Source organism: Pseudomonadota bacterium (assembly GCA_026388215.1).
Lineage (GTDB): Bacteria > Desulfobacterota > Syntrophorhabdia > Syntrophorhabdales > Syntrophorhabdaceae > JAPLKF01.
On record JAPLKF010000141.1, the window covers coordinates 1 to 7,167 of the forward strand.

Annotated in this window: 7 protein-coding genes and 1 tRNA gene; 6 read left to right on the plus strand and 2 right to left on the minus strand. The window is 39.8% G+C overall.

The annotated features are described in order from the left end of the window. The 6 genes from NTU69_08445 to NTU69_08470 all read left to right on the plus strand — a co-directional run. A partial coding sequence (locus NTU69_08445; GenBank protein MCX5803542.1) for a TolC family protein occupies positions 1–306 on the plus strand: 306 nt, incomplete at its 5' end. A 335-nt stretch (positions 307–641) separates the two neighbouring features. Then, complete coding sequence (locus NTU69_08450) at positions 642–1,784, plus strand: metallophosphoesterase (protein ID MCX5803543.1); 1,143 nt, start codon at positions 642–644, stop codon at positions 1,782–1,784. A 140-nt stretch (positions 1,785–1,924) separates the two neighbouring features. Next, positions 1,925–2,743 (plus strand): carboxylating nicotinate-nucleotide diphosphorylase, encoded by an 819-nt coding sequence (gene nadC / locus NTU69_08455; GenBank protein ID MCX5803544.1) that lies wholly within the window; start codon positions 1,925–1,927, stop codon positions 2,741–2,743. Beyond that, positions 2,743–3,804: a quinolinate synthase NadA gene (nadA, locus tag NTU69_08460; protein ID MCX5803545.1), complete on the plus strand. Its 1,062-nt coding sequence runs from the start codon at positions 2,743–2,745 to the stop codon at positions 3,802–3,804. Before nadC ends, nadA begins: the two co-directional genes overlap by 1 nt. A 1-nt stretch (position 3,805) precedes the next feature. Beyond that, the gene (nadB, locus tag NTU69_08465) at positions 3,806–5,377 is read left to right on the plus strand and encodes an L-aspartate oxidase (GenBank protein ID MCX5803546.1); all 1,572 of its coding nucleotides are present in this window, start codon (positions 3,806–3,808) and stop codon (positions 5,375–5,377) included. A 119-nt stretch (positions 5,378–5,496) separates the two neighbouring features. After that, a tRNA-Arg gene (locus tag NTU69_08470) sits at positions 5,497–5,570 on the plus strand. A 26-nt stretch (positions 5,571–5,596) separates the two neighbouring features. Here the strand turns inward: NTU69_08470 and NTU69_08475 are convergent. Together NTU69_08475 and NTU69_08480 are read right to left on the minus strand one after the other, a co-directional pair. Continuing rightward, entirely contained in the window at positions 5,597–6,679 is a 1,083-nt protein-coding gene (locus NTU69_08475; protein MCX5803547.1) for a site-specific integrase, read from the minus strand. Further along, positions 6,660–6,875 (minus strand): helix-turn-helix transcriptional regulator, encoded by a 216-nt coding sequence (locus tag NTU69_08480; GenBank protein MCX5803548.1) that lies wholly within the window; start codon positions 6,873–6,875, stop codon positions 6,660–6,662. Before NTU69_08480 ends, NTU69_08475 begins: the two co-directional genes overlap by 20 nt. Between the last annotated feature and the right edge of the window lie 292 nt (positions 6,876–7,167).

The window sequence follows — 7,167 nt, forward strand, 5'->3', positions numbered from 1 at the left end:
GTGGCACAATATGAAAAAACCATCCAGACAGCCTTCAGGGAAGTGGCTGATACCTTGGCTGTCAGGGGTACGGTTGAGGAGCAGCTATTGGCGCAGCAATCCCTGGTGGATGCTCTTGCAGCAACCTACCGCCTCGCCAATGCACGTTATACAAAGGGGATTGATAGTTACCTGGGTGTCCTTGATGCGCAGCGCTCCCTCTATGCAGCACAGCAGGGGCTAGTTGCCACCCGCCTCTCCCTGATCACCAATCTGGTGACGCTTTACAAGGTGCTGGGTGGGGGTAATTGTGCCAGCGGGCCATAGTGGTAAGGAACGTCATTGTGCTCATGGACTATACCAAGCAACTGAGTGGGGTGCTAAGAAAAAAACCCTAAAAAGGGAAGCTGTTTTGGAAAAGGAAAGTATAATAAAAGATGTACAACTGGTGGCCTCTTGGCCTCCCTCCTTTTAACGCTTGTTGTTGTTCCTGTGGCCTATGATCTATTTGATGAACCGCAGGCTAAAGTTATGAAACGAAAGACGAAGGACGAGGGATGACCGTCCCGCTTATGGCGGGACTGGGACGAAGGACGAATTTTTTAATCGTCCTGAAAGCCGGCTGAAACTTATAGATATCAATAATGTAAAGAGGGATAAATTTGAGCATTTTTTTAACAACCTTTTTCTTGCTCTATAGCGGAATGCATTTCTATATGTTTTTAAAGTTACGATATGCCTTTCCTTTCGAAATAAAAACGGGGTTATGCATTACTGCATTTATGTTGGTGATGATATTTGCGCCTGTAATTGTTCGTATGACAGAAAAAGCGGGTCATGAAAATTTTGCACGTTTTATGGCGCATTCCGGTTATACATGGATGGCCATTTTATTTTTATTTTTTTCTATATCGGTGTGTATCGATTTTTTTAGATTATGCATATATCTGTCAGGGTTGATTCTTGAAAAAGATTTCTTGTGCATTATAAACGCATACAGGTATTTTTTTATTATACCTTTTTTATGCTCATCATTTATTGCTTCTTATGGGTATTATGAGGCGAAACAGATAAGAGTAGAAAGAATAATTATTAAAACATCGAAGATTCCGCAAGAAAAAGAGAGCATGAAGATTGCCCAGATATCAGATGTACATCTTGGGCTTTTGGTGGGGGAGGAGAGACTAAGGGCTATTGTTAATGTGGTAAAGAAAGCAAATCCTGATATTATCGTTTCAACAGGGGATATGATGGATGGGCAGATTAACAGGCTCAATAATCTTGCAGAACTACTTAAGGAAATTAACCCGCCATACGGGAAGTTTGCAGTAACAGGTAATCATGAATTTTATGCGGGCATTAAGAATGCGCTTGATTTTACAGAAAAAACAGGATTCAGGATGCTAAGAGGTGAATGGTTGACCGTTGCAGGGCTCATCAATATTGCTGGTGTTGATGATATAGCAGGGAAACCATATAATGTTTATAAAGATATTTTGGAGAAAGATTTACTTTCAGGAATTCCTCGTGAGAAATTCACCCTGTTGCTTAAACACAGGCCCGTTGTGGACCCGAATGCCATTGGTTTATTCGATTTACAACTTTCAGGGCATACACATAAGGGTCAAATTTTTCCTTTCAGGTATATCACACGGCTTTTTTTCCCCATGTATACAGGATATTTTAACCTCGGGAATAATTCAAATTTGTATGCGAGCAGAGGTTCGGGAACATGGGGACCACCAATTCGTTTCCTTACACCCCCTGAAGTTACAATCATTGAGCTGAAGCATATAAATAGATAATGAATTTGAATACATCTGGAACGATTCTTATATATCTGTACAAAAGAGGATCACAAGGGTATCTAAAATATTTTCTGGAATGTGAGAATTGAAATAAATTTGACTTACCCGATAAGACAATCTTATAATTCTTTTCGAATATGGTTTTAAATATAAAGAGCTTTTTGAAAGAGGATATTGGTAAAAAGGATATTACAACCAATTCTATTGTTAACGAAAGCCATACCTCAAAAGCCGTAATTCTGGCAAAAGCAAATGGGGTAATAGCCGGGCATATTTTTGTTAGGGAGGTTTTTAAGGTTCTCAGCAAAGAGATTCTTTATGAAGAAAAGAAGAAAGATGGTGAATATGTGTCTAAGGGGGATATACTGGCAGTAATTCAGGGCAAGACTCGTGCGATACTAACGGGTGAAAGGGTTGTATTAAACATCCTTCAGAGGTTATCAGGGATTGCAACCCTCACAAGAAATTTTGTGGAAGCGGTAAAAGGCACAGGAGTTAAAATTCTTGATACGAGGAAGACCTCACCGGGAATCAGGATGATGGAAAAATATGCAGTGCGGATGGGAGGAGGATATAACCATAGAGCCAATCTTACTGAAATGGCTCTTATCAAGGAAAATCATTTAGCAGTTGCACATTCTATAAAAGAAGCTGTAAAGAGGGTTAGAGAAAAGGCAAATGTTCCTATAGAAGTGGAAGTTAAAAATAAGAAGGAACTCAAAGAGGCAATTGATGCAAATGTTGATAGAATAATGCTTGACAACTGGGATCTAACATCAATTAAATATGCAGTTTCTTTCGTGAAAAAGAGGGTCCCCCTTGAGGTATCGGGAAACATGGATATTGAAAAGGCAAAAAGGGTTGCTAAAACAGGCGTTGATTTTATATCTGTAGGGGCATTGACCCATTCATTTAAATCCCTTGATATCAGTCTGTTGCTTGAAGGAATAAAATAGTGGATACTCAAAAACCATTGTTGGAAAGAAAAGAGATTCTTAAAAGAATAGAGCAAGCAAAGGATAAACTTGGAAGGGATTTGATAATACTTGCCCATTTCTATCAGGATGACGATATTGTGAGGTTTGCTGATTTTGTCGGAGATTCTCTTCAGCTTGCAGAAAAGGCTTCAAAAGATAAGGATGCCCGGTATATAGTTTTTTGCTCCGTCTCTTTTATGGCAGAGATGGCAAGGATTCTCTGTTCCCCGGAGCAAGAGGTTTTACATCCTGAACCTTATGCCCGGTGTCCCTTAGCTGACATGGCAGCAATAGAGCAGGTAGAGGGAGCCTGGATCGAATTAAAGAAACTGAATAAAAAGATAATCCCTGTTGTGTATGTGAATTCTAATGCCAATTTGAAAGCCTTTTGCGCCAGAAACGGGGGCATGGTATGTACATCATCAAATGTGAAACAGGTCTTTAACCATGTATTTTCTCAAAATGCATCCCTCTTCTTTTTTCCTGATGAGAATATGGGAAGGAATATCTCCCATATGCTGGGCATTAAGGATGATGAGATATTTCTGTGGAATCCTGAAGATGGGACAAAAGGTGCAAATAAGGAGTTGTTAGAGAAGGCAAGGGTATTTGTGTGGGAGGGGTTCTGTATTGTTCACAGGGTGATGAACCCTTCTGATGTTGAGAATCTGAGAAGGAAGCATGAAGGTATTAAAATCATTGTCCATCCAGAATGTACACCGGAAGTTTTTAACCTGGCGGATTTTGCCGGTTCAACAAGCTTTATCAAGAACACTATAGAAAAGTCGGAACCTGATTCAAAGTGGGCAATCGGGACAGAGTGGAATTTTGTAAACAGATTAAAGAACCAGAATCCAGATAAACTTATTGTTCCTCTTAAGGAATCAAGATGTAAGGAAATGGCTAAGGTTACCCCTCAAAAGCTACTCGAGGTGCTTGAGGGACTAATGGAAAGAAAATTTAATGGCAGGGTTACCGTTGATGAGGAAATATCAAGGGATGCAAGGTTGGCTTTAAAGAGAATGCTGGAGATTGTATAGAATGAATAAGGATAAAAAGCACTATTGTGATGTATTGATTATTGGGTCTGGTATTGCAGGTCTTGCAGCGGCTATTACAGCCTCTGAACTCGGACTTAATGTAATAGTTATAAATAAAGAGGCATCTTTGCACGAATCTAACACCTATTATGCTCAAGGAGGAATTGTTACATTAGGAGAGGATGACCCTCCGGAGCTTCTTATGGACGATATTATACGCGCAGGTGATGGGATTTCAAACCGTGAAGCGGTGAAAATCCTTGCTCATGAGGGTCCATCTCTTGTGGAGAATTTTCTGGTAAAAAAGGTTGGTGTACCTTTTGAACGCTCTGAAAAAGGTGAATTTGAATATGCTAAAGAAGCAAGCCATTCCAGGCGGAGAATACTATACTCTATGGATACAACGGGGAAGACAATAGAAGAAAATCTTGTAAAAAAGGTTAAAGATATAAAGAAACTGAGACTCTTTACAAACTATACAGCTATTGATCTGCTTACCATACCTCACCATTCCACAAATCCCCTTTCCCTTTATATGGAACCTCAATGTATCGGGGTTTATGTACTTAATAATCTGGATGAGCAGGTTGAAAGGATATTCTCTACTTATACAATTCTTGCTGCAGGAGGACTTGGCAGAATTTACCTCCACACTACCAACCCCCATTCTGCCACAGGGGATGGATTTGCTATGGCGTATAGAGCAGGGGCAAGGCTTATAAATATGGAGTACATACAATTTCATCCTACAACCTTTTTTCATAAGGATGCAGATGGTTTTCTTATTTCAGAGGCAATGAGGGGAGAAGGAGCAAGGCTAAAAAACAAAGATGATGTTCTGTTTATGGATAAATATTCCCCTCTTGGTGACCTTGCCCCACGGGATGAGGTCTCAAGGGCCATATACGAGGAGATGATAAAAAGGGGTGATTCCTATGTATATCTTGATATTGCATCCTATGCAAAGATTGATATAAGAAAGCGCTTCCCGAACATCTATAAAAAATGTCTATCTCTGGATTTAGATATATTGAAAAGTCCAATACCAGTAGTTCCTGCTGCTCATTACAGCTGTGGTGGAGTACAGGTTGATATCTGGGGTAGAACTTCTCTGAAAAATTTTTATGCTGCTGGTGAAGTTTCCGCCACAGGTATACATGGTGCAAACAGGCTTGCTTCGACATCATTACTTGAAGGACTCGTGTGGGGGGTTAGAGCAGCACAGCACATAGCTGAACATTTTGATGATAGAAAAACCTATAAAGAATCCGAAATCCCTCCATGGAAGTTTCCTGACAAAGAGGAGGAGGTTGACCCTGCTCTAATCCAACAAGATTGGGTTAATATTAAATCAACCATGTGGAATTATGTTGGTATTATAAGGACTATAAAGAGATTGGAAAGGGCAACTGCTGACCTTCGTTACTTGAAAAACAGGATAGAGGATTTCTATAGAAAGACCCACCTTACCCCCATGGTTATAAATCTCAGAAATGGTATTCAGACAGCCCTTATTGTGGCTGAAGCTGCTTTCACAAATAGACAGAGCAGGGGTGCCCACTATATCAGATAGGTCATAAGGTATTGGAGTTAATTTCTTTGCATTTTTGAGATAGTAACCTCCCCCCAGTGTTAGTAGTAATGAAATCGTTATTGAAATAGATATTAAAAATTATTATAATCAGTAACCTTGCCCCCGTAGCTCAGGTGGATAGAGCAATGGATTCCTAATCCATGTGCCGCATGTTCGAGTCATGCCGGGGGCATCCAAATTGTATAGTTTTTGTATAGTTCATCTTACCTGAGTGATTTCTTTTACTTCATTGTGTTGCTTCAAAGTGCTATCCAGAATATCTACCGCTTTTGACATGTGGTTAGGTGAGAGGTGAGCATATCGTAACGTCATTGTTAAATTTTTGTGTCCTAATAGTCTTGATACTGTGGTTATATCTACCCCTGCCATTACCAAATGACTTGCAAAGGTATGTCTGAGGTCATGAAACCTGAAGTCTTTGACCTTGGCATTTCTGCAAGCAGTAGCAAATGACCGAGTAACATTACGAAATGGTTTCCCTGTCGTGGTATCATAAAATGCATGTCCACCATCTAACCTTCTGACGATACCTTGTAGCGTTTCTCGTAATGTTTCATTAATCGGTATTTCCCTTCTGTCACCGTTCTTAGTCTTATCGAGAAGAATAAACCCATGTTTGAGGTCAACGTTATCCCATGTCAGGGTGAGGATTTCACCCTTTCGCATACCGGTGTTCAATGCCATAATAACAATAGGCTTTAAATGAGCATAATGAGCATTTTTCTTCCCTAACTTTTCGCATTCATCCAAGAGGGTTTGGCATTCATCGACGCTAAGATACCGGAGTCTCCTGTTGTTTTCCTCAAGGAGTTTCACCCTTCTCACTCGCTTCAATGCTTCTTCTTCGACCATATCCCACTCAACGGCTTTTGTGAACATATGCTTAATCAATGCTATGTGTCGATTAACAGTAGCCGGTTTATTCCCTTTCTCTAACCTCTTAGTCTGGTATTGCTCCAACATCATCGTGCTGAAATACCGTAACGGGATGTTGCCAAATTCTTCAATAAGCTGATTCGCATTGATTTCTTTTTGCTCATGGCTTCGTTGTCGTTCAGACCATTTTAGATATTCTGTAACAAGGTCTTTAAAAAGGGTATTAGGGATTTTCTTTTTGATGTCCGGTTGTTTTCCGTCTCTGACAGATTTCTTTTGGTCTGTTAAGCGGGTTACTGCATCCTTAAACCTGTCTGAGTGAGTAGACTCAAAGATAATCTTGCCATCAAGCCCAGCATACCGTATCCAATAAACCCCTCCACGTTTATAAATCCCTTTTGCCACGTTTACCACTCTCCTTTCTCGTTTTCGTTTTTATGCAATCTAACAGGATGCACATAGTTTTACTCGGTGATCTCACCCCCTTTTCTAAGTAATTGACATAAACCCTGGTTACACCAACGAGATCACCAAGGGCTTGTTGTGTTAGCCCTAAGGAATCTCTCAGGTTCTTAATTTCTTCTGGTGTCCATTTCTTCATGTCAATATAAGTATAATAAACATTGTTAACTGTATCAAGGGGTTTCTTATGTTTATTTTCAACTATACAATTCACTATACAGCATCTCCTATAATAAGGATATTATTGACTATTAATATTATGTTAACAGATATCTTATCCATTGCTCGGATCTCATTTCACCGCCTTCAATTTTCCCTTAAAATCGTTTATAGCTGGTGTTTTCAGGGTCTCAAGCCATTTATCTATGTCTCGCTTCTTAAATCGTAACTGCTTATTGGATAGCTTGATATATGGTATCTCCTTAAGGTGT

Excerpts from the sequence above, each read along its gene's own strand:
- NTU69_08480 (MCX5803548.1), bottom strand. The coding sequence starts at position 6,875 with ATGAAGAAATGGACACCAGAAGAAATTAAGAACCTGAGAGATTCCTTA.
- nadC (MCX5803544.1), top strand. The coding sequence starts at position 1,925 with ATGGTTTTAAATATAAAGAGCTTTTTGAAAGAGGATATTGGTAAAAAG.
- nadB (MCX5803546.1), top strand. The coding sequence starts at position 3,806 with ATGAATAAGGATAAAAAGCACTATTGTGATGTATTGATTATTGGGTCT.